Genomic DNA, 20,895 nt, shown 5'->3' on the forward strand with positions numbered 1-20,895 from the left:
GCAGGTGGCATGAGACAGTATTTTCTGACTGTTTGCCTTTTTTTCTCTATTGCATCGGTCTCTCTTGCAGCCAATGATCATAGAGAGGGGCTGGCATACTTAAATATGCTTCGAGCTAATGCAGGCCTGATCACGCTCAAAAGCAGTGCTACCTTGCAAAAGGCGGCCGCTGCCCATGCCAATTATCTGCTAAAAAATCAAAGCAGCGGTCACTACGAAACACAAGGTAAAGGTTTCTATACCGGAAAGACACCTTCCGAACGTGTTATGAATGCTGGACATCCTTCTGCTTTTGTGATGGAAAACATCTCTGTCAATACGCCAGAAGAGACGCAAGCCGTAGACAACCTTTTTTCCGCGATCTACCACCGTTTTGTTTTTCTGAACCTGGATAAAGATGAGATAGGTATCGGATTTGCTTCAACGAACAAAAAAAGAAGCATCAAAAGTGCTTATGTCTATAATTTGGGTTCGTCGCATGTCTCCAGACTCTGTCAAAGGTCTTTTAGCATGACACACGGTGTCTACTATATGAAAGATCTGTGCAGGGACCGTTCAAAAATGGTGCCAGTACACCTGTTCAGGGAACAAAAAGAGTATGTACAGCGGAAGAACAGGGATATCATTCTTTATCCTTATGCGGGTCAGACCACTATCTGGCCGGCATTCTATAATGAATCCCCGGATCCTCTTCCCGGCTATAAGGTGAGCGGTTTTCCTGTTTCTGTACAGTTCAATCCTGCCTATTATCAAAGTGTCAGGCTGCACTCTTTTCGTTTGTATGACAAAACGGGCAAAGAGATCAAAGCGGTCAAGGTACTTCATCATCACAACGACCACAACCGTATTCTCAGTGAGTTCGAGTTTGCACTGATGCCTTTGCAAAGACTGGAGTTCGGCTCAGAATATACGGCTGTATTTGAAGCGTTGGCAGATGGAAGGAAGATCAGAGAACGTTGGTCATTCTCTACCGTGAAACCCAAAGAACCTCTCTACAGAATGACTGAGGAGACCGCACACCTGCGTGTCCCGTCGGGTTCGACCATACTGCTCTATGTGGTACCGGCTTCAAGGGAAGATATCTTATACAGCTATAAGGCAAGAGGGGATATCAAAGCCTTGTTTCTTGACCAGAACACTTTAAGGGTCACGTTCCCGAAGAGACGCTCTCCGGGTAAGGCAAGCCTGGAGTTCGGCAGGAAAAAGGTCACCTTTGATGTGCGGTAGCTACAGGGAAGCTTTCAAGCCATAAAAGTAGTTTTGTAACTGCAGTACTCCTTCTGCTGCAAACTGTTCCATAAAGCTCTCCAGCTTATCTTTCTCTTTCCATACAGGATCGGTGACCTTTGCAAGTTTTTCAAGCGCTGCCTTGGCTTCGCTCTTGACACCGACGGTATCTATGAGTCCCGCATCTTTGGCCCTTTGGGCTGAAAAGATATGGGCATCTGCATAGCTGTCTGCATCCTTGATCTCCAAACCTCTGGCCTCGGCTACATCTTTGACGAAGAGGTCATAAGTATCTTTGGTCAGTGTTTCCAGTTCCTCGCGTTCTTCAGGCGTCCATTTTCTCGTCGGTGTACCCGCCTCTTTGTATTTACCCTGTTTGACTATCTGTGTTTCGATGCCGATGGTTTCCATCAGCTCTTCTATATTGGCACTCTCCATGATGACACCGATCGACCCTACGATAGAACCGGGGTTGGCTATGATCCTGTTCGCATAGATCGCACTGTAGTAGCTGCCGCTTGCCATGATACCGGAGGCATAGACCACCACAGGTTTATTTGCTTTGAGCGCTTTGACGGCATAGGCTATCTCTATAGAGGGAGGGACCGAACCGCCGGGTGAATTGATGTTGAGCAGCACCCCTTTGATCTTGGTGTCTTTCTGTGCGGCCTCGATCTCTTTGAGTATCGCATCGGCATCGAGGATAGGGCCTGCAAGCTTGATCTCTTGCAGGTTGGCCGGTTTCAGTTCTGTGCTTGAGGTCGGCATAAAGACCAGAACCACGATGAGTAAAAAGAGCATTCCCAAAAAATGCTGTCCGATCCATTTGATGATCTTTCCCAGGGTGCTAAACATATTGTTCTCCTTCAATATAGACTTGTGAAACCTTTTTCGTATGCAAAATACTCCACAGTGCCAGTTCTTCCTCTCTTACAGGGGCTTCAGGCAGTGTGATGACTGCAAAATCCGCAAATCTGCCGACCTCTATTTTACCGCAGTTCAGACCCAGCAGCTCTGCCGCATCTGCGGTGACCGCACGCAGCAGTTGTAAAGAAAGCTCTTGGATCGGAATGTCATTATGCAGCATAATGGCTGCCCTGAGCTCATCAAAGATGTTGAGCGAATCATTGGAACTCAGCCCGTCTGTAGCAACACTGAAAGGAAGGGCAAGATCTTCGATGGCAAGTCTGCCACACCCAAGATACCGGTTGGAACGCGGACAGTGGGCGATGGAGTGCCCTTTGCGATGCAGATAGTCCAACTCCTCCGGCGTGGCTTGCACACAGTGGGCAAAATGTGTGGGATAGGTGTCAAAAGCATGCATGAACTCTTCTATCGTTGTCACGGATGTCGAGGTGTTAAAGTATTTCCGAAAAAAGGCTTTGAAGGTCCCTTCATTGGATTCAAGCCACTCTCTTTCTTCCTGGGATTCCAGAAAGTGGGCAGAGAGGGGCATCTGGTTCTTTTTGGCCACATTCACGGCTTTCTGCAAGAGTATGGGATGTACAGAATAGGGTGCATGGATCGCTACGGCAGGAGTGATACGGGAACCTGGATCACAGGACTGTGATGCCCTGACACGATCTTCAAAGTCACCGTAGAGCATATCGGCATACATGGCATTGGATCCGATAAGTTCATTGAAGAAGACAACACGTTGAGGGGTCTTTTCACACACTTCGAGTTCATTTCCAAAACTTGATATGGCGCCGAATGTCGTGATGCCTGAACGCATCATCTCTTCACACTCATGCATCATCATAGCATTGTCGCAGGCACCCATCAGGTCATCTCGATGCTCTATGACCGAATCGAGCCAGGAATTGAAAGATCCGTAGGCCAAAGAGGTCTTGTTGGCTGAAAATTCCAAATGTACATGGGTATTGATTAATCCGGGAAAGAGTACAGAGTGTGCGGGCGTATAGATGATCTCTGCTTCTGTATATTTTGTTTCCAGTACTTCCAATGTACCTATTTCCTCGATCGTACCGGTAAATGCGACCGCGCTGTTCTTGATAAAGCCATCGGGAGTGTAGATGAAGTCTGCATGTATGATTTTCATTGAAAAGATACCCTTGATCGTGATAAATTGTGATTTAGCATATGTTTAGCCGATTATAACATACAAAACTAGAAGAAACTGATGTTTTTAACACCTTATGTGCTAGTATCATGCTATATCAATCCCAAAGGACGTAGTATGACAAATGGAAAAGTGCTGGCACTTTATATGACGATGCCTGACCTGATGCGTAAAGGTCACCGTATGAGCTGTATCGATATCGAGTGTGATCCGGACGGCATCATAGGAGATATGAATTATGAAGAGGCGCCTGAGGACAAGGTCATGCTGCTTACCTGCCAAAAGAGCTATGATATCGTGGAAGAGGCCGAACTTGTTGTGGACCAGGGGGTGCTGATGGAAAACATCCATGTGGATGCCGATCTTTATCATCTGAAACCTGGCTCTGTCATCGAGATAGGCGATACGTTCCTGGAAGTGACCGGTCCCTGTCAAGCATACGGATACCTCATGGCGCTTGCACCGGAACTTCCGGAACTTCTCCAGGGAAAGCGCGGTCTTTTTGTGCGTCCCCTGGAACACGGAAAGATCACCGTCGGGGATGAAGTGAAAGTGGTAAAAGAGGGCTAGGAGCGTTCTTTCAAAGGCATAGGCAGAGATTAAAGCAATTTAGATAGAATAATACCTAAATTAATTCACAAGGTAGATCAATGAAAATAGTAGTCATTCAAGGACCGAACTTAAATATGCTGGGTATTAGAGAGAAAAATATCTATGGTCCAATGAAATTAGAGGATATTCATGCACAAATGAAAGCATTCGCGGATCAGAACAAAACGGAGATCGAATTTTTTCAAAGCAACCTGGAGGGCGAGATCGTAGATCGTATCCAGGAGTGTATCGGTGATGCGGACGGTATTATCATCAACCCGGCTGCCTATACACATACCTCTATTGCTATCAGGGATGCGATTGCAGCGGTACAGATTCCTACGATCGAAGTACATCTTTCAAACATTTATCAAAGAGAAGAGTTCAGACACAAGTCACTGACCGCAGCGGTATGTGCAGGACAAATTACAGGTATGGGGCCGTTCGGGTACCACTTGGCAATGGTAGGTATGACACAGATACTTTCAGAAGTTGCGGCAATGAAAGAACACCAAGCCAAAGCGCAAGCAGCAGCGCAGCAAAAATAATTCTAACCTTTCCTCTCCTCCGAGAGGAGGGCTATACCCCATTTTTTAAAACCAGATCAAAGGCCAATGATGAACTACATGCTCAAAGACGAAAATGCGATCTATTATGAATGCGGCTTCAGTTGTGATAATGCCCTTTATCTTTCTTTGGGAAGTGAAGCATTTTTTATCACGGACAGTCGCTATACCATCGATGCGACCAAAAATGTACAAGGTGCGACGGTGGTCATCAATCGTGATCTTTATGGCGAAGCGGTTCATCTGCTCAAAAGATCCAGAGTTAAAAAAGTCGTTTTTGATCCCAAAGAGTGGAGTGTAGACGGTTTTGAACGTGTAAGCTCCCAATGTAAAATAAAGTTTGATCCACAGTTGGACCTTTCTCATAAAAAGCGTATCATTAAAAGCGATGAAGAACTGAAGCTATTGGCCAAAGCGGCGAAACTCGGAGAAAAGGCCTTTAAAGCACTGGCGAAAGAGTTTCGCAAAGATGGTTTCGGGGAAGATGAATATACGCTAACCTACAGAGCGAAAGGGGCATTGAGCCATTTGGGCAAATATGATCTGAGTTTTGACCCGATCGTGGCGATCAATGCCAATGCCGCAAAACCCCATGCCACGCCAACGGGGACAAAACTGGCACAAAATGATCTTCTTTTGGTCGATGCAGGGTTGAAATACAAACGCTACTGTTCGGACAGGACACGTACGGTACAGGCCGACAGCGGTTTCAGGTTCGATACCAAACAGAAGTTCATATCCAAAAAGATACAGAAGGCGTATGATACGGTACTCAAAGCGCATGACAATGCCATTGCCAAAGCTCGTTCGGGAATGAAAGCGAAAAAGGTGGATGCGCTTACACGCGACATTGTTACCAAGGCAGGCTTCGGCGAGTATTATGTGCATTCGACCGGACACGGTGTCGGGCTGGATATCCATGAAATGCCTTATATCTCTACCAAATCGGATACCGTGATCGAGGATGGTATGGTGTATACTATTGAACCGGGGATCTATATTCCTGATGAATTTGGTATCCGCATCGAAGATATGGTAGCTATGGTGGACGGAAAAGCTGTAGTTCTTTAGGTTATGCTATGATAACAAAGAAGTTGAACGATCAGCATACGTTAATCAGGACAGCATATTTTCCTTGCAGCCTGCCCGCTGAAAGCGGTCATCCTGTGCTGCTTGGCATCGGCGGCAATGTGGGTGATGTGGTACGTCGTTTCGAACATCTTTATCATTATCTGAAGCGTTCTTCACTGGTCCGCATCATTGAGACAGCACCTATACTGAAGAATCCTCCTTTTGGCTTTACAGAGCAGGAAGACTTCTACAACTCTTTGATAGTGATAGAGACACTTTTGCGTCCCAAAGCGTTGCTGCGTTATGTGCTGCGTGTGGAAAAGATCTTTGGGCGTAAGCGTCTTTTCAAAGATGGACCACGTACCCTGGATATCGATATCATATTTTATGATAATGTGGCAATGGAGACCAAGGACCTGACGCTTCCCCATCCAGGATGGAGAGAGCGGGATTCGGTGCTGGTACCGATGCAGTATCTTTCCAATAAAGCAGATTTCCGCCATCAGGCGAAGCATTGGTGAGATGCAGCCCAAGGGTTTTTCCTGCGGGCAATGGTTAGGGGATCTGCTCCTGACCAAGAAGAAAATAAGAAAAAGGTAACGTGCAATGATACATGAAACATTTGTAGCTTCAGACCCAAAAAGTGCGTATGATCAGGCCGTAAAGAAGTATGGAGAGAGTGTCACGCTTGTTTCGGCGAAACAGATCAAATATGAAGATGGCCAATTGCGATGTGAAGTAGCCATTGCTGTACCTAAAGACCTTTTTATGGAAAAATCTTTTGGCGGTGCCTCTGTGGTATCAAGCGATAGCAGCAGTGAAGAGGAGCTGCTGGCGGAACTGGGTGCGTTGAAAAAACAGCTGGCATTGATGAAAGAGGATATGCTGGGTACGCAAGAGAAGAGCACGGCGCAAAAGGTGAAAGATCTTTTTATCAGCAAAGGTATAGCGCAAACCTGGCTGGATGACATACTGCTGTCGTTATTTAAGAGTGACATTCTTGAAGATGCAAAGCTTTTGGTCTCTTATCTTCTTGAAGAGATCGATGAAACGTTGAGAGTAGAAGAAGAGAGGCTGGATGAACCCAAGATCATGATGCTTGTAGGTCCCACCGGGGTAGGTAAAACCACTACCATTGCAAAACTGGCGGCACGGTATGCTTTTTTAATGGATAAACCCTATAAAGTGGCGCTTCTGAATCTCGACAGTTACAAAGTCGGTGCCTATGAGCAGCTTGCCAATTATGCGGACATTATGCAGATAGAGCATGTGACCGTAGAGAACGTCGATGCATTTCAGGAAGCTTTGGAAACATTGCATGAGTATGATGTCATCCTGGTGGATACAGCGGGTATGTCTCCTTACGATACGCACAAGTTCATCAAAACAGTGGAGTTCGTTCAACTGGAGATACCTAGAAAGCTAGAGGTGAACCTTGTGCTTTCGGCTACGGTGAAATATGAAGATATGGATGATATTTATAACAATTTCTCATTTCTGAATTTGAATTCACTGATCATCACCAAGTTCGATGAAACCAAGCATTTTGGAACCTTGCTGAACTTTATGCTATTATACAAAAAACCTATGAGCTATTTTTCTGTAGGTCAAGAGGTTCCCGACGATCTTGTGGTCGCATCAAAAGAGTATCTTTTAGAGAAATTCATCGGGGACCTGGATGAAGCATGAAACACAGGCAAACCGTCTGGCCGAAATGATACAGGACCGGATCCATTATCCTGCATATGAGCTGGCGCTTCCGCTTGTAGAGGTGCGTCGAAGCAAGCTTAAAAAGCTAGAGATCGATGATGTGCTTCTGACAGGGTTCGACAGGCTGGAATGCATACTTTTGGAAGGAAGCACCGTTTGCGCCAGAACGGCATTCGGATATGTGGGAAAGAGATCGATATTGGAGATCGTCCATCTGTCTGATGACAGTATGGAGCAGCAGTCAGATAGGAAAAAATATAAAACTGTAAAGTGCTCTTTTGGCAGCGTAAAAAGCAAAGTGTTAGAACCAAAACACATCATAGACATTGCACACATAGATCTGGAAAAGGTCACGCTTTTTTCAGAAGATAAAAAGATCGCCGAAGGGGTTCTGGTCAATGTGGATGCAGAGATCGCAATACAGATAAAGAAAGTAATAAAATGAAAAAAAGAAGTAAAATTCAGTACAGAGAGGTACATAATGGCTGATCGTAAAAAAGTATTGGTAGGTATGAGCGGAGGCGTAGATTCTACGGTGACATCCATACTTTTGCAAAAAGAGGGCTATGAAGTGGAGGGTGTATACATGAAACTCCATAATAAGCCGGGATACCATGAAGAGAACTTTGCCAAAGCACAGAGGGTCGGTGCCTATCTGGGTGTGAAAGTACACTTTCTCGATCTGAGCGAAGCGTTTGACAGTAATGTCTACAACTATTTTGTAGAAAGCTACAAAGAAGGCTTGACCCCAAATCCCTGTGTGATGTGTAACCGTAACATTAAGTTCGGAAAGATGGTGGAGTTCGCAGACAGTATCGGTGCCGAGCATGTGGCAACAGGGCACTATATCAAGTGTGACGGCGAGTTCATCTATGCGGCGGATGACCCGAACAAAGACCAGAGCTATTTTCTCTGCGAAGTGAAGAAAGAGGTGCTTCCCCGACTGCTTTTCCCCCTGGGAACATGGGTCAAAGAGGATGTGAAGGCCTATGCCGCTAACATCGAGGTGTTAAAGGACTTTGCGACACAAAAAGAGAGTTCTGAGATCTGTTTTGTCGAAAACACGTATGATGAAGTACTGGCAAGGCATATGGACATTGACATGCCCGGTGAAGCAGTAGACACAGAAGGGAATGTGGTCGGTACGCATAAAGGATATATGCATTACACGATAGGGAAGCGTAGAGGATTCTTTGTCAATGGTGCGCATGACCCGCATTTTGTCATTGACATCATTCCTGAAAAAAATCAGATCGTCGTAGGTACCAAGGACAAACTCGAGGTACATGAATTTGAGATCAAACAGATCAACCTCTTCAGAGAGGGCAAAGCATTTGACTGTACGGTGAAAGTGCGTTACCGTACCACTGCTGTGCCGTGTCATGTAGAGATCCATGACGGCAGAGCCAAAGTGACATTGGAAGCACCGGTCTTTGGACTGGCAAAAGGCCAGATCGCAGCATTTTATGAAGAGGACAAGCTGCTTGGCGGCGGAGTGATCTGTTAACCAGGCCGGGAAAGAGCATATCGTATAACATTTATCAGCAAGGAGTATCATATGAAAATAGTGACAAGAGTCTTCATCTTATTACTGCTAAGTGCAGGTTTCATCTATGCAGATGCGTTCAAAGCAGTGTATGACCTGACGACCGGGGACAGCAAAAAAATTGAAAAGCATCTGATAAGCAGTATAGAGGCAACGGCAAAACATTATAAAAAAGAGCAGAAAGCATTAAAAGTGATAGTGGTCATCTCTGGTGATGCCTATAAATATTTTATCAATGACCTTAAGGCCTCTCCCTATAAGGAAGATAAAGATGCCATTGAAGCGCAGGCAAAATTCAGAGATCGTTTACAGGGTCTCCATGAGTCTTTCGGGGTAACCTTCAATATGTGTTCAGTAGGCATGAAAGCAAGGAAGATAGACAAAAATACACTCTACAAGTATGTCAATGCAGAAGTGATGAAGAGTGTTTATCTTATAGAGGCACAAAATGAGGGGTATGCTTATATGCCTGTGCATTAAAAAATGGCTGGTGATACCTGAAGTCACAGGGGTTTGAGATCCTATGATCGGAAGAGGGCCTGGTGTGACACCTCTTTGTATTTGTCTTCTCTTCAAGATCTTTGTATAAGATGCTTTAATATATTCTTTATAGTAGTTTCAATATAATCCTCCACTTTATTCAATACAATATGTAATAAAATTTAAAAAGAGTATTCATGATGAAAATCAGCAATTATGTTTTGACAGGTTTGGCTGTCATGTTTCTTATGTCGGGTTGCGGACAGCCTGAGAAGGACAAAAAGGACCGTGTGAAAGGGTTTAAGACAGACATGTCCTCCTTTATTAACACACTCGATAAAGATGCACCCAATATAAAAAACAGAAATGCCGTAATGGATGAGTTTATTCTAAAATCAGATATGCAGTGTGAGCAGTATTTGAACAGGTCGCTTACAAAACCCTCCTCAAAGAAGACCAATGGGCTTTATATGAGCATTTTTGATGTTACAAGCCAGCTGCTTGGCATCAAAACTATTACGGACGGGGTAAAAGAAGTATACAACAGCAGTGACGATGAGACAAAAAAAGAAACAAAACTGGCTTATGAAAAAGCGCTTTCTCCTGAAATCAAACGGGGTGTGGAAATTGCAAGGGAAGAGTATGCCAGAACGCAGATGTATACTAAAAAATACAAACTGATAGAAAGCTATACCAATGATATGCTTGAACGCGATATGCAGAATTATGATAAATTGTGCAGTCATGAAGTCGGACTAATAGAGATAAACAAAGCGTTAAAGAAAATACGAAAAAGGCCTAAAAAAGTAAAACCTTTTTCTCCGAAGGTCGTCATTGACCCTGTGGTCATTAAGAAGAAAATAGAGGCTGTTACCAAAGAGGTCGAGGCGAAAAAAGGGCCTAAAACCATCCTGCCTGCAGAAGTAGAAGACCAGAATAAAACAGGTGCTTCGATCTTCTAAAGGATCCATACCGGACCAGCGAAAAAAATAGATCAGACCCGAAGTCTATTATATTTTCGTTTAACGATTTAGGATATAATGATCCAATTCATTCTATCAGGATATTTCATGCAACAACAGTTCGACCGAAAAAAATCTACTTCATGTATCTCGCATTCACTGGCTATCTTGTTGGTGCCTTTTCTCTTTTTAGTGGGTGTGGTACTTGCCTATGTAGGCATTTTCCCTGTCAATGTAGAGGTGCATACGTTTGTTATCGTTGCATTCATCTTTGTGGTATTTGTATCGTTTGTAAAACATAATGCAAATTATGCGGTGTGTCATATGAAAGGCTCTTTCTTCACTATGGAAGAGAAGCTTCAGTCGGCGCTCCGTGAGAATGCACTGACCATTATGGGAAAAACCAAGTCCACACTGCATATCAAAGACTTTATCACTGAATATTATCAGGATATACGGAATGATAATTTTGCACGTGTGGCACCTTCTGTCTTCCCTATGTTGGGTATCCTGGGTACCTTTGTCGCTATTGCCCTTTCTATGCCGGATTTTACGGTGAACGACCTGGACTCCCTGGACCGTGAGATATCGATACTTCTCTCCGGTATAGGTACGGCCTTCTATGCCTCTATCTACGGTATTATGCTTTCGCTCATCTGGACCTACTTTGAAAAAAGAGGTATTGCAAAAGTAGATAAGCAGACCCATGATCTGGAAAAGATCTATGGTCAGCGTGTGTGGAAGCGCTCTGAACTGATCAAGCATGAGCACATGCAGAGTGAACTGAAAGACCAGCAGATCGTTCAGACACTGAAAGAGACATTCAACATGGATTTCATCAGAGAACTGAACGATCAGTATCTTAAAAACTTCACTATGATCGTCCATGACACAACGGACAGCTTTACCAAGCTGACCACAAATATGCGGGAAGCCTCTTCAGAGCTGCGCGAGACACTGGAAACGATACAAAAGAGACAGAAGAGTGTGGATACGCTTGCGATCATGGAGAAAAATATTGAAGGGTTCAATGAAAATGCGAAAGCCCTTCAAAGAACGATGGAACGTTTTGACGGTTCGGTAGAACATACTTTCGAGACCATAGATGAAGAATTGGGGCGGGCGGTAGAAAAGCTTTCTACATTTGCACGTATCATCTCTGAACAAAATCAGCAGATACTTCAAAATATGGCCATGCTAAAACAGCAAGAAAAGTAAAAAGATGTTTAGAAAAGACCATTCGAACGCAGAAAGTAATTTCTGGATCTCTTATGCAGACCTGATGGCAGGATTGCTTTTTGTTTTCATTCTGTTCATCGGTGCGATCGTGTCAAAGTCTATCATCCTGAAGGCCGATCTGCATGAGAAAGAAGTGACCTTAAATGAGTTGAGTGACAGTCTGGCGAAAAGTAAGGCCCTTGTGATGGAAAAAGAGAAAGTGCTCAGTGAAGATGAAAAACTGCTGGCACGCCAAAATGCGCGTATCGCCCAGGACCAGCAGAGATTGGCGGAAAATGAGAGAATGCTGAAACTCAGGCTTTCAGAGATAGAAAAACTGAACAAGCTTTTACTTGAGGCCAATGCAAAACAAGGTACGTTAAATAACCAAATAGTCGTGCTCCAGAATGTAGTTGATAAACACAAGGATGCGTTGGAACAAAATCAAAAAAGTATCAAAGAGTTTGAAGGCAAAGTACTGATCCTCTCCAACGAGTTGAATGAGACGAAAGAGACCGTCAAAATAAAAGATGAGAAACTCCTCGCGCTTCTCAATGCCATTGATGAGGGAAAAACAAAGTATGATGACCTCGTAGCAAAGCTTCAAGCACAAAAAGCGAAGATAAAATCGCTCACAGGAATCAAGCTTCAGGTGCTAGCCGCACTCAAAGAGGCACTGGGGGAAAAGATCGATATCGATAAAAAAACCGGATCACTGAGACTGGCCTCCAACATCCTGTTCGGAAGCGGAGAGGCGATCTTGAAGCCGGAAGCGAAAACAGAGCTGAAAAAAGCATTTGAGGACTATATAGGTACTCTGGTAACGAACCCGAATATCAAACCGCATCTGGATAAGATCATCATTGAAGGGCACACGGACAGTGTAGGGTCCTATATTTATAACCTGAACCTTTCTCAGAAGCGTGCACTGGCTGTGATGGAGTATCTGTTGACCCTGGATTTCACGAAAAAGCATAACATTCAGCCGTTGATGATCGCTTCGGGCAGGGCGTACCAGGATGCCATCATGGTCGATGGTGTGGAAGATAAAAATGCCTCAAGACGTATAGAGATCAAATTCAGGCTTAAAAATGAAGATGCCATGCATGAGATTGAAAAGGTTTTAGATGCGCAGTGATTTCAAGCCCCTGCATCTTCATGCGGCCAATAAGAAACTGGAGAGACAGCTATCGTCTGCTACATACCATCAAACACAGGAGGATGAGACTCCTGTCTGCGAAGAAGAAAGTGTTCAAAGCGTTTCTTTGTGGAAAAAGTTCTTAGGGCTCTTTAAAAGCAATGCCTCTGAATTTCCTGATGATCTCTATAAATAAAGATCATCCTCCCTGCTGTTAGGTTTATGCTTTCATGCATGCGTTTCACACAAAATTCATGCAGCGGTAGTATAGTGTGCTATACTAGAGGTCTTAAATTAGTAATTTATTGAAAATCGAGGAATCATATGATGCGATCAAAATTATTATCAACAGTACTCTCTATCGGGGCGCTCACTCTTGTAGGGTGCGGCGGCGGAGGGGATAGTGGAACAGCAGTTACAGATCCTGTTATAGTACCAACAGAGATAGATGTAAATGTCACTATTACGGGTGACTATCAGGTTGAAAGCCTAGGTACTGCAACTACCATTAATACGAATGTATCTGTAGGAAATACACCCAAAAGCCTCTATCTGGTACTAAGTAACAGTGCAACGACTTCTGCAACTTCCACGATCACGCATAATGCGAAAGTTACTACAGCGGCACAATCTAAAACTGTTTCACCTGCTGAAGTGAAAGATACACCACACATTCTCCGTCATCCCCAATATGTGGAGGACTTTAATGCTCAGATAGGTACATTGCTTTCTAAGACAGAAGTAGATCAGTTTCAAGCTAAAACTATAGCAGTACCGGAGAAGATGGAAGATATAGTAGGTAACAGAACAACATTTTATCTCTCTTCTGATACATCTCTACCAACTTCGGCAACAGCTAGAAAAGTTGTTTCAGATGGTGTAATAACACTCAATATCTGGGTTTCTGATGATAGTTATGATGAAAGTGGTAGTGGAATACAATGTCAAAAGGTTAAGTGTGTGACTTCCGTTATGGTAGATGAATTAGCCAATATGTTTTTAATGAAAGATCCTAATAATGATATCTATGATTGGGTCACCAATGTGTATGGAGAAGAGTGGGGGAGCGATGCAGAAAATAAATACAGTAACTTGATTTCCGATAACAATCAAATTACTATTTTACTTACTGATATCCCTAATCGTGAAGCTCCAGTTTATAATACACCTAATGGTGGAGTGATAGGATTTTTTTGGGCTAAGGACAACTTTATTGCATCAAGTACTGATGGCACTACTGGTTCGAATGAAAGGGTCATGTTCTATATCGATTCTGTTATGTTTGCCAATGGTGAGACTACATGGAGTATTGATGATTATTGGCCTAAAGAAGTGGTTTCTACTCTTGCACATGAATTTCAGCATATGATCCACTTTTACCAGAAAACCATTTTACGTATAAATGAAAATACCGAGACATGGCTCAATGAGATGCTTTCTGAAAGTACGGAAGACCTCGTTGCCACTAAGATACGGCATATTGGCCCAAGAGGGGTGGATTATCTGGATGGAAGTGCAGGCGACCCTGGTAATACTTTGGGCAGATATCCACTGTTTAACGAAAATAATACTCTTTCATTGACTGCATGGAATGGTGTTCTGGCCGATTATTCTAAAGTCAATGCATTTGGTGCTTATCTGCTTAGAAACTATGGAGGAGCACAAGTCCTTCATGACATCATGCACAATGCATATATAGATGAGAATGCAGTGGTTTATGCGGTCAAGAAATCACCAGAGGGTACGGGAAAGACATTTTCCGATCTGCTCAGCGAATGGGGTATTGCGGTCATGCTTTCAGACCATATTGATCTAATTGATACACCTGAATATAATACAGGAGATTTTACGCTCAGTACTTATAATAATAGTACCTATGAACTGGGATCTATCAACTTCTTTAACTATGACCCGCTTCCGACGATACAGACAACATCGGGTACGGTGCAGCCGCAAGGAAACTATTACTATAAAATAGGTGACAATGTAACGGGCGACTTCAATATCACTCTGGAGCTGAATGGCCAGACGGAAGCAACGCTCATAGCAAAATAGACAAAGGACAAGCATGAAAAAACTGATCATACTGTTAACGTTTCTAGGCCTTACAGCATGTGCGCAGGAGAATATGATGGAACTTGAAGGAAAGGTGGCGGTGAAGGGGTCTGAACCCCATACCTACTTGAGTATCAAAGACAGCAAGAGCCAGAAGAGTTACAAGATACAAAATCAGGCCAAGTTCGACCTGATGCAAAGACAGAACCAGACGGTGAAACTCAAAGCAGTACTTGTTAAAGAAGCTGTCGGGCCCGGCTTCCCGGCCGTTATCGAGGTAATAGAAGTCAAATAGACTTTTATTTACCTGCTTACTTAACTTCTTTCTTTCTGACTATATTCGCACCCAGTGCAGAGAGTTTACCTTCCAGGTTGTCATATCCACGGTCCAGGTGATAGATGCGGCGGACATTGGTAGTGCCTTCTGCCACCAGTGCTGCCAGTACGAGTGCTGAACTTGCCCTGAGGTCGGTCGCCATCACATCTGCCCCGTAAAGCTTATCAACGCCTTTTACAGCGGCCGTACTTCCTTTGAGCCAGATATCTGCACCCAGACGATTGAGCTCGCTCACATGCATAAAACGGTTCTCGAACAGACGTTCTTCTATCAGGCTCTCTCCCTGTGCTATGACAGCAAGTGCCATGAACTGTGCCTGCATGTCCGTAGGGAAGCCCGGATACTCAATGGTGATGAGGTTGACCGGTTTAAGATCGGCAGCAGGGTGGATCGTGATACTGTCCTCTTCGATCTCAAATCTACATCCCATATGTTCGAGTTTGTCTATGGAGGAACGTATGTGTTTATGGTTGACCTTGTTCAGTGTGATAGAAGAGTTGGTAATGGCACCGGCACACAAGTAGGTGCCTGCTTCTATACGGTCAGGGATGATCTCTACCGGTTGAAATGTCAGAGGCTGTCTGTCCGTACCCTCTATGGTCAGTTCATCCGTACCTATACCCTCTATCTTGACACCTGCATCGCGTATCATCTCGCAGAGCTGTACCACTTCAGGTTCTTTGGCTGCATTGATGATCGTGGTGGTCCCTCTGGCCAAGGCAGCGGCCATCACGATATTTTCAGTCCCGCCGACAGTGATCTTGTCGAAGATGATCTTGGCACCATGAAGCCCGTCTGGTGCTTCAGCACGGACATACCCCCCTTTGATCTCTATATGTGCACCCATCTCTTCCAGTGCTTTAAGATGCAGGTCAATGGGACGCTGACCGATGGCACATCCACCGGGCAATGAGACTTCACACTCTCCAAATCTTGCCAGAAGGGGTCCCAGGACCAAGATAGAAGCTCTCATCTGGGAAACGATCTCGTAGACCGCTTTGGTAGAGGTAATGGAGCCGTTATTGATATTTGCAACGGTTTTATCATGCTCAACCGATCCGCCAAGCATCGTAAGCAGTTTGAGGAGGGTTCGGATATCTACCACATTCGGAAGGTTGGTCAATGTGACCTCTTTGTCGCTGAGTATGGTCGCCGCTATGATGGGAAGGGCGGCATTTTTGGCACCGCTTATCGTCACACTCCCGCTTAATTTTGTACCACCAACGATCTCTAAATAATCCATCCGATATATCCTCTAATCTATTTGAGAGATTTTACCTAAAAATCGATTAGAATTGACCCATAAACGCTAGTACAGTTCAATTTTATATTAACAAATATTATACAAAATACTCTGTTTTACATTAAAAAATAGAAAAATTGATATTATTCAGTATAATTTTAAAGTATTATTAATGAAACTATAGTATTATATTTAATAATATGTACTCAAACAGGGCCTCAGGCCCCATTTTAAGGGAAAAGAATGTCGAGTAGTTTAGAAAAATTAAAAGCGCTTTCGAGCCGTTTGGAAGGAAAGCTTGAGGAGAAAGGAAAAGCGGCACCCGCTGCCTCCGATACACTCAAGAAAGAAGATAGCACTGCAAGCAAGCCTGCACCGAAACCTGTAGCCGAGCCTGCCAAAAAAAGAGCCAAAAAAGAGGTCGACAGTGTCCGTCAGGAGAATATCGAACGGGTGAGACAACTTTATGACAAATTGAAGATATTTGAAAAGTCCCCGGACTTTGAGAAAGTCTTTGTCTACAAGGCCATGAACCTTTCTGGTATCAGTCTGAAAGAAGAAGACTTCGGTGCTGCACGTGAAGGCAAATACATTCAAGTGATCGCTATTACGTATGAGCCGGACAAGAACGGCAAGAAAAAAGCGAAAAATATTTCACTGGGGTATTTTGGAAAAGCGGAGACGCTGGACAATACACTGAAGCATGAGATCATAGAGTTCGTGCTGCGCTGGCGTTATGAGAAAGCATTCCAGAACCTTGAGCACTATAAGGACCTTATTTCAAGAGTGGAAACACCTGTGACCACTCTCTTTTAAAATGTCAGGAAAATCTATTTTCCTAACATTTTACTAATCAAAATTCTGTTACAATCTGATTCTAAAATTCACTACTTAGGACGGTCATGCATCTCGATCTTACACCTGAAGCACTGTTGGCACAACTGGGCTATACAAAAAATGAACAAACACTGAAGCAGATCAATAATATCATCGCGAACACAAAAGGTTTTGAGAAGTTTGCACAGCACATTCCTTCATTCAATGATGCGCTGGCTGTAGAGAAAGGGTTTATCGCCATGTCAAACTCTGAAGATTATCTCAAGATCAAATGCGAGGAAGACAGCAATGCAGATAATCTTTCGGCATTTACTGCATTGGTCCAACACTGGGCTGAGAAATATAAATTGGAACTCAAGCAGGTAGACAATAAGAATACGTACTATATTATCGGTCACAAGTAATTGCCGTTATCCTCCCTTAATGACGAGCAGCTCAGCGCTGCAACGGCACCTTTGGGGCATAATCTTATTATCGCCAGTGCCGGTACAGGCAAAACCTCTACCATCGTAGGGCGCATCGCCCATCTTTTGCAAACGGGGATAAAGCCTTCGAACATTCTACTCCTCACCTTTACCAACAAAGCAGCCGGAGAGATGATCGCGCGTCTGGAACGCTACTTTCCTAAAAAAGTGGTCAGCAAGATCGAATCGGGTACCTTCCACGCCGTCTCTTACCGCTGGCTGAAAGAGATCTATCCGAACCTGGCCCTGAAACAACCTGCCGAACTTAAAACACTCTTCAGAAGCATCTATGAAAAACGCAACTTCGAACGTATGAATCTTACGATGCAGCCTTTTTCGGCCACGTACCTGTACGAGATGTACTCCCTTTATCAAAATGCCTCTCTGGATGGTTTTGATGTGTGGTTTTTGGAAAAATACCCTGACCATCAGCCCGTGATGGATATCTATATGGATATCACGGAGGAGTTTGAAAAAGAGAAGATCGCCTATGGATTTGCTTCTTTTAATGACCTCTTGCTGCGTATGAAAAAACACCTGGAAGAGAATACGATACCGTTCGATGAGATACTCGTGGATGAGTACCAGGATACCAATACCCTTCAGAGCGCACTGATCGATGTACTCAAGCCAAAGTCTCTTTTTTGTGTAGGAGATTATGACCAGAGCATCTATGCCTTCAATGGTGCGAACATAGAAAATATTGCTACCTATTCAACACGCTATAGCGATGCAAAGGTCTTCACGCTCAAAACAAACTATCGTTCCACTGCACCCATCCTCTCTTTGGCAAACCGTGTGATCGAGCGGAATGAGCGCATCTACCCCAAAAAACTGGAAGTGGGACGTGACATCAAAAGTTATCCGCCCAAACTGCTGATGTACAATGATCTTTTTGAGCAGTACCAGTCCATAGCAGAAAGCATCAAACGTACCCATGTCCCTAATGACCAGATAGCGGTCATTTTCAGAAACAACTCATCTGCTGACGGTGTGGAGGCAAGTCTGCGCGAGTACGGCATTCCATGCAAGCGTAAAGGGGGGACAAGCTTTTTTGATACCAAAGAGATCAAGTTCCTGCTGGACCTTTTGGCTCTGCTTGTCAACCCAAAAGATATGATGGCCTTCATCCATGTCTTTGAATACGCAAGAGGCGTCGGATCTGCGCTTGCCAAAGAGTTCTTTCAGTGTTTTTTACACTTTGGCCATGGCAATTTCATGCAGGGGGTGCTCTTCCCGAAGGTACAGGAGCTGCCGAAGCTCAATCCTAACAAGAATGTACAGCTTGGACTTTTTGACGATGACCAGGAGATAGGCTCAGCTGCAAGGTTCAAACATATGGACCTGGAGCGTGCACTGTATGACCATCCTCTCTTGAAGCATCCCAAACTAAGCAGTGAGGGGTTGGATTTTTTCAAAGCGTTCTATACGTTGATGAAGTCTCTCCATAGTCTGGAAAAACCATCCGATATCTTAAAGAACATCATTGCTTCCAAGCTCTACAGCGGGATCATAGAACTTCTGGCAACACAGAGGGGACGGCTGAAATCCGGAGAAGTCGATGAAGAGAAGAAGAAGCAGGCCAAAGAGCGTATACAGAGGAAGGCCCACCTTTTGCTGGACCTTTCACGTCAATATCAGGAGCTGGGCCGTTTTGTGAATGCCATGGTGCTCGGAGGCAATGAGCTCAGTGAAGGCGAGGGGGTGAACCTTCTGACGGTGCATGCAAGCAAAGGGTTGGAGTTTCCGGAAGTCTATGTGATCGATCTGGTAGACGGAAGATTCCCGAACAGAAAGATGATGTCCAGCATAGAGGAGGAGCGTCGGCTCTTCTATGTCGCGGTCACACGTGCCAAAGACAGGCTCTACCTCTCTCTGGCCAAATTCGACCGGATTAAAAAGATAGACTACAAACCCTCACAGTTCTTACACGAAGCAGGGCTTGTCAAAGGGGAGTTCGTCGAACCTGAGCCTAAGGGAAAAAAAGGAGAGAAAGAAACCGCACCCTAGTGGAATCTCTTGTCTCTGATGCTCATCTGTTTGGTATCCGGGTCCATATAGATATCAAAGAGGTCGATCTCACTGATAAGATTGCTCAGTTTTTTGTAGCCGAAGTTAATAGGGGAGAACGAGGTAGAGTTGTTGATGTATTGGCCAATACTTGCCAGATTCGCCCAGCCGTCCTCATCCATCGTTTGTTCTAACGCGGTTCTCAGTACGTTCACCAGCCAGGTATCCTGGCGCATCTCTTTGCCCGACTTCTTCAGCGGCGCCTGCTGTATGTCGATGGTCTGCGCATCGCTTACATCTGCTGCTTTTTCGGCCTCGATCTTCATCAGCTGTTCCGTAAAGATGAACTGCGAACAGGCTGCCATGAAAGGTTTGGGCGTTTTCTTCTCACCAAATCCGTAGACCCGGATACCCTCGGCCTGTACACGCATCACAACCGGTGTAAAGTCAGAATCACTCGTAGCAAAGGCAAAGGCATCGATATCTTTAGTGTGAAGCAGGTCTATCGCATCGATCGTCATAAGGATATCGGTGGCATTTTTGTTTTTGGAATAGTCGAACTGCTGTATGGGCTTGATGGCAAACTCCAGGAGCTTGTCTTCCCAGTTCTTGAGATTGTCCTTTGTCCAGTTGCCGTAGGCTTGGCGTATGTTCACAACGCCGTATTTGCTCAGCTCGTTGATGATACCCTCGATCGAGCGGTGTGAGATATTGTCACAGTCAATGAACAGTGCGATGTGGTCTTCGGTTTTACTTTTTGCCATATTATTCCTTTGGTTTTTAGATAGGTCTATAGTAGGTCATCGTGCTGCGGCCGAACTTTTTGCGTTTCATCAGCCTCATAGCCCCTATCTCTTCAGGCATATCCAGGTTGGTCATGTGTTCGACGATAACCATTTCAGCCACTTCAGGCTCTATGCTTTCTATCAGTGCGATGGTCTTATCGTAGATGTCATCCATGCCGTCGCGTGTAGAAAAAGGAGGGTCGAAATAGAAGTAGGTCTTTTCACTGCTTTTTTTGACCATCTCATAGACCAGTGCGAACTTTTCAAAGCTGTCACCGTAGAAGAGATGGCACCTTGAAGGATCGATGCGTTTGACATTGCTCTCCAGACAACGGAAGGCCGTCTTGTTATACTCCATAAAATAGCACTCTCCTGCGCCGCGACTGAGTGCTTCAAGACCGATGGAGCCTGAACCGGCAAAGACTTCCACAAAGTTCTTGTCTATGATATCGAACTGCAGCGTGTTGAAAAGGGATTCCTTCAGAATGCTTTTTGAACTGCGTGTCGTAAAGATATCAGGTATCTCTATCTTTTTTCCTTTGTGTTCGCCTGCAGTGATAGTGGTGGTAAAT

General features: G+C 44.5%; 23 protein-coding genes. 18 read left to right on the forward strand and 5 right to left on the reverse strand.

Going from position 1 to position 20,895, the window contains the following annotated elements; all coding sequences use genetic code 11:
- Nucleotides 1-9 precede the first annotated feature (9 nt).
- Nucleotides 10-1,227, forward strand: a complete 1,218-nt coding sequence (locus VIM88_RS05930) for a CAP domain-containing protein (RefSeq protein ID WP_331861967.1) — start codon at nt 10-12, stop codon at nt 1,225-1,227.
- On the opposite strand, the gene sppA is transcribed toward VIM88_RS05930, so the two are convergent.
- Complete coding sequence (gene sppA / locus VIM88_RS05935) at nt 1,228-2,082, reverse strand: signal peptide peptidase SppA (RefSeq protein ID WP_331861968.1); 855 nt, start codon at nt 2,080-2,082, stop codon at nt 1,228-1,230.
- Nucleotides 2,075-3,289 carry an aminofutalosine deaminase family hydrolase gene (gene mqnF, locus VIM88_RS05940; RefSeq protein ID WP_331861969.1) on the reverse strand — a complete coding sequence of 405 codons (1,215 nt, stop codon included), beginning with the start codon at nt 3,287-3,289 and terminating at the stop codon, nt 2,075-2,077. Before mqnF ends, sppA begins: the two co-directional genes overlap by 8 nt.
- A 138-nt stretch (nt 3,290-3,427) precedes the next feature.
- On the opposite strand from mqnF, the gene VIM88_RS05945 reads away from it, so the two are divergent.
- The 14 genes from VIM88_RS05945 to VIM88_RS06010 all read left to right on the forward strand — a co-directional run bounded on the left by VIM88_RS05945 (nt 3,428) and on the right by VIM88_RS06010 (nt 14,942).
- A complete protein-coding gene (locus tag VIM88_RS05945; protein WP_331861970.1) occupies nt 3,428-3,880 on the forward strand; it encodes an MOSC domain-containing protein in 453 nt (150 codons plus the stop codon).
- 80 nt (nt 3,881-3,960) lie between these two features.
- Nucleotides 3,961-4,449 carry a type II 3-dehydroquinate dehydratase gene (gene aroQ / locus VIM88_RS05950; RefSeq protein ID WP_331861971.1) on the forward strand — a complete coding sequence of 163 codons (489 nt, stop codon included), beginning with the start codon at nt 3,961-3,963 and terminating at the stop codon, nt 4,447-4,449.
- A gap of 66 nt (nt 4,450-4,515) precedes the next feature.
- Nucleotides 4,516-5,538 (forward strand): M24 family metallopeptidase, encoded by a 1,023-nt coding sequence (locus VIM88_RS05955; protein WP_331861972.1) that lies wholly within the window; start codon nt 4,516-4,518, stop codon nt 5,536-5,538.
- An 8-nt stretch (nt 5,539-5,546) separates the two neighbouring features.
- A complete protein-coding gene (gene folK / locus VIM88_RS05960; protein ID WP_331861973.1) occupies nt 5,547-6,059 on the forward strand; it encodes a 2-amino-4-hydroxy-6-hydroxymethyldihydropteridine diphosphokinase in 513 nt (170 codons plus the stop codon).
- An 85-nt stretch (nt 6,060-6,144) separates the two neighbouring features.
- Entirely contained in the window at nt 6,145-7,227 is a 1,083-nt protein-coding gene (locus tag VIM88_RS05965) for a flagellar biosynthesis protein FlhF (RefSeq protein WP_331861974.1), read from the forward strand.
- Complete coding sequence (locus VIM88_RS05970; RefSeq protein WP_331861975.1) at nt 7,217-7,693, forward strand: hypothetical protein; 477 nt, start codon at nt 7,217-7,219, stop codon at nt 7,691-7,693. Before VIM88_RS05965 ends, VIM88_RS05970 begins: the two co-directional genes overlap by 11 nt.
- Nucleotides 7,694-7,729: 36 nt before the next feature.
- A complete protein-coding gene (gene mnmA / locus VIM88_RS05975) occupies nt 7,730-8,755 on the forward strand; it encodes a tRNA 2-thiouridine(34) synthase MnmA (RefSeq protein WP_331861976.1) in 1,026 nt (341 codons plus the stop codon).
- A gap of 51 nt (nt 8,756-8,806) precedes the next feature.
- Nucleotides 8,807-9,274, forward strand: coding sequence for a DsrE family protein (locus VIM88_RS05980; protein ID WP_331861977.1), 468 nt, complete (start codon nt 8,807-8,809; stop codon nt 9,272-9,274).
- 197 nt (nt 9,275-9,471) lie between these two features.
- The gene (locus VIM88_RS05985; protein WP_331861978.1) at nt 9,472-10,236 is read left to right on the forward strand and encodes a hypothetical protein; all 765 of its coding nucleotides are present in this window, start codon (nt 9,472-9,474) and stop codon (nt 10,234-10,236) included.
- A gap of 108 nt (nt 10,237-10,344) precedes the next feature.
- A complete protein-coding gene (locus VIM88_RS05990) occupies nt 10,345-11,454 on the forward strand; it encodes a MotA/TolQ/ExbB proton channel family protein (RefSeq protein ID WP_331861979.1) in 1,110 nt (369 codons plus the stop codon).
- 4 nt (nt 11,455-11,458) lie between these two features.
- Nucleotides 11,459-12,592 (forward strand): OmpA family protein, encoded by a 1,134-nt coding sequence (locus VIM88_RS05995; protein WP_331861980.1) that lies wholly within the window; start codon nt 11,459-11,461, stop codon nt 12,590-12,592.
- On the forward strand, nt 12,582-12,788 hold the full coding sequence (locus VIM88_RS06000; RefSeq protein WP_331861981.1) for a hypothetical protein: 207 nt from the start codon (nt 12,582-12,584) through the stop codon (nt 12,786-12,788). Before VIM88_RS05995 ends, VIM88_RS06000 begins: the two co-directional genes overlap by 11 nt.
- A 128-nt stretch (nt 12,789-12,916) precedes the next feature.
- A complete protein-coding gene (locus VIM88_RS06005; protein WP_331861982.1) occupies nt 12,917-14,647 on the forward strand; it encodes a M30 family zinc metallopeptidase in 1,731 nt (576 codons plus the stop codon).
- Nucleotides 14,648-14,660: 13 nt separating this feature from the next.
- Complete coding sequence (locus tag VIM88_RS06010) at nt 14,661-14,942, forward strand: hypothetical protein (RefSeq protein ID WP_331861983.1); 282 nt, start codon at nt 14,661-14,663, stop codon at nt 14,940-14,942.
- A gap of 16 nt (nt 14,943-14,958) precedes the next feature.
- On the opposite strand, the gene murA is transcribed toward VIM88_RS06010, so the two are convergent.
- The gene (murA, locus tag VIM88_RS06015; RefSeq protein WP_331861984.1) at nt 14,959-16,227 is read right to left on the reverse strand and encodes a UDP-N-acetylglucosamine 1-carboxyvinyltransferase; all 1,269 of its coding nucleotides are present in this window, start codon (nt 16,225-16,227) and stop codon (nt 14,959-14,961) included.
- Between the two features lie 243 nt (nt 16,228-16,470).
- Between murA and VIM88_RS06020 the strand changes: the two genes are divergently transcribed.
- From VIM88_RS06020 to VIM88_RS06030, 3 genes are all read left to right on the forward strand, one after another.
- Nucleotides 16,471-17,043 (forward strand): hypothetical protein, encoded by a 573-nt coding sequence (locus tag VIM88_RS06020; RefSeq protein WP_331861985.1) that lies wholly within the window; start codon nt 16,471-16,473, stop codon nt 17,041-17,043.
- A gap of 86 nt (nt 17,044-17,129) precedes the next feature.
- Nucleotides 17,130-17,468 carry a hypothetical protein gene (locus VIM88_RS06025; protein WP_331861986.1) on the forward strand — a complete coding sequence of 113 codons (339 nt, stop codon included), beginning with the start codon at nt 17,130-17,132 and terminating at the stop codon, nt 17,466-17,468.
- On the forward strand, nt 17,469-19,538 hold the full coding sequence (locus VIM88_RS06030; RefSeq protein ID WP_331861987.1) for an ATP-dependent helicase: 2,070 nt from the start codon (nt 17,469-17,471) through the stop codon (nt 19,536-19,538).
- Here VIM88_RS06030 and VIM88_RS06035 read toward each other — a convergent pair.
- Both VIM88_RS06035 and rsmD read right to left on the reverse strand, forming a co-directional pair.
- Nucleotides 19,535-20,302: an NYN domain-containing protein gene (locus tag VIM88_RS06035; protein ID WP_331861988.1), complete on the reverse strand. Its 768-nt coding sequence runs from the start codon at nt 20,300-20,302 to the stop codon at nt 19,535-19,537. The genes VIM88_RS06030 and VIM88_RS06035 overlap by 4 nt on opposite strands.
- Nucleotides 20,303-20,318: 16 nt before the next feature.
- On the reverse strand, nt 20,319-20,895 hold a 577-nt coding region (rsmD, locus tag VIM88_RS06040; protein ID WP_331861989.1), incomplete at its 5' end, for a 16S rRNA (guanine(966)-N(2))-methyltransferase RsmD.

This window comes from Sulfurovum sp. (genome assembly GCF_036568385.1).
Classification (GTDB): Bacteria; Campylobacterota; Campylobacteria; order Campylobacterales; family Sulfurovaceae; genus Sulfurovum.